This is a genomic window from Thiorhodococcus minor (assembly GCF_010820565.1).
In the GTDB taxonomy this organism is placed as follows: Bacteria; Pseudomonadota; Gammaproteobacteria; order Chromatiales; family Chromatiaceae; genus Thiorhodococcus; species Thiorhodococcus minor.
In genome coordinates this window covers 1-854 of sequence record NZ_JAAIJQ010000296.1, presented here as the reverse complement: position 1 = coordinate 854, position 854 = coordinate 1, and the positions used below count along the sequence as shown (strand labels likewise).

Annotated in this window: 1 pseudogene; it reads right to left on the bottom strand. The window is 72.0% G+C overall.

Features of this window, described 5'->3' with window-relative positions:
• Positions 1–854, bottom strand: a pseudogene (locus G3446_RS27045) (RHS repeat protein); the annotation flags it as partial.

Sequence of the window (854 nt, the reverse complement as noted above, 5' to 3'; positions counted from 1 at the left end):
GACCACTGGGTGTCGATGGTGAGCGCGCCGTCATAGTCGAAGGCCAGCACCTCGCCCTCGGGCGTGGTGATCGTGGCGAGGCGCTCGGTGGGACCGGCGTAGGTATAGGTGGTCGCGCCCGCCGGGGTGGTGCGCCTGTCCAGCCGCCCGGCGGCGTCGTAGCCGTAGCCGATCTGCGGCCCCAGGGCATGGGTCAGCTGGGTGAGGTCGCGGTCCTTGTCGTAGCCGCGGGCGATGGCCCCGGTACCGTCATCGACGGCAGGCGGCAGATAGTCCTCCTCCAGATCGACCGGGGTGTAGCCGAGGCGGTGCTCGGGGCGTCCCGGCGGGGTGACGCCCTCAAGGTTGCCCTTGGCGTCGTCGTCGAGCCCGGTGATCGCGCCATCCGGGCGCTCGATGGCGGTCACCCGCCCGAGGGCATCCGGGGTATAGCGGGTGACCTGGCCCTCGGCGTCGGTGATCTGCGCGAGGTGGTCGTGGGCGTCGTAGGCGTAGGTGGTGAGGCGGGCGTCATCGCCCTCGCCTTGGCGGGTCTCCACCAGGCGGGCGTCCTCGTAGCGGTACTGGGTCGCGGCCAGTCCGGGAATCGCGGTGCGCAGCGGACGGTCGTGGGCGTCCAGGAGGGTGGTGGTGGTGCGTCCCTCGGGGCTGGTGGTGGTCTGGGTACGGGTGGCGGGATCGTAGTCGGTGACCCAGTCCCGGCCGTTGGTGGTGGTGACTTCGCGGAGGAGGACATACGAGTCCGGATCCTCGGGGTCGGCCAGGCCCCAGGTGTGGGCGCTCTCGCTGGTGTAGGTCAGCCCGCTCGGCAGGCGGATGGTGGTGCGGCTGTCGGCGGCGGCCCCGGAGGGCAC